The sequence below is a fragment of the Streptomyces sp. WAC06614 genome (genome assembly GCF_003949795.1).
GTDB lineage: Bacteria > Actinomycetota > Actinomycetes > Streptomycetales > Streptomycetaceae > Streptomyces.
Genome location: NZ_RPRY01000751.1, coordinates 1 through 778 on the forward strand (window position 1 = coordinate 1; position 778 = coordinate 778).

The window sequence follows — 778 nt, forward strand, 5'->3', positions numbered from 1 at the left end:
GTCGGGACGACCGGGGTCGGCGTCGGGGTCGGGCGGGCAGGCGCGGGGTTCGGGAGGTGGAGGGTGGTGCCTGGGGTGAGGGTGTCGGCGTGAGGGCCCAGCAGGGCCCGGTTGGCCTCGTACAGGGCCCGCCAACCACCCGGCACGCCCCGCTCCCGCGCCACCGAGACCAGCGTGTCGCCCGCCCGCACCACGTGCCACCGCCCCGCCAGCCCGTACCGCTTGGCGCACACCGGCCACGCCTGCCAGCCTTGCGTGGCCACGACCTCCTCGCCCACCTCGATCTGCTGCTCCCGCGTGGCGAGGTCGGCCCGTGCCGCGAACCGCAGGCCCCCGTTGTCCTCCCAGGTCGGCTGCCAGAACTGCAGACCTCCGTAGAAGCCGTTGCCGGTGTTGATGTGCCAACGGCCGCTGCTCTCGCAGTCGGCCACGCAGTCCCACGGCCACCGGCCGCCGGGACCGCAGTCGCCCGGTCCCGAGCCGATCATCCCGGGCGAGCCGATCGCCCCCACTCCGCCCGGTCCGGGCGCCGGCGGCGGCGGGGCCGCCCATGTCGCCGACGCCGCCAGGGCGAGCACCACGTACAGCAGCATCGGCTCACGCTAAGCGGTCCGGCGTCCGGCCCCCGTCCGCCGCGCGGACACCCGCCCGGGGCCCATGCGATCGGCCCACCGCCGGCCCGAGGCGAGGCAACGACCGGGCATCGGACGAGCGGGCGCCCGGCGCCGGGCGCCGAGGCACCGGGCGCGGGGGCCCGGGGCGCCGGGCGCGGGGGCCC

1 protein-coding gene is annotated in these 778 nt (G+C 78.4%); it reads right to left on the minus strand.

The window, feature by feature from the left end:
* Window positions 1–593, minus strand: a 593-nt coding sequence (locus EF918_RS36285) for a transglycosylase family protein (RefSeq protein ID WP_125653029.1), incomplete at its 3' end; no start/stop codon positions are given.
* Between the last annotated feature and the right edge of the window lie 185 nt (window positions 594–778).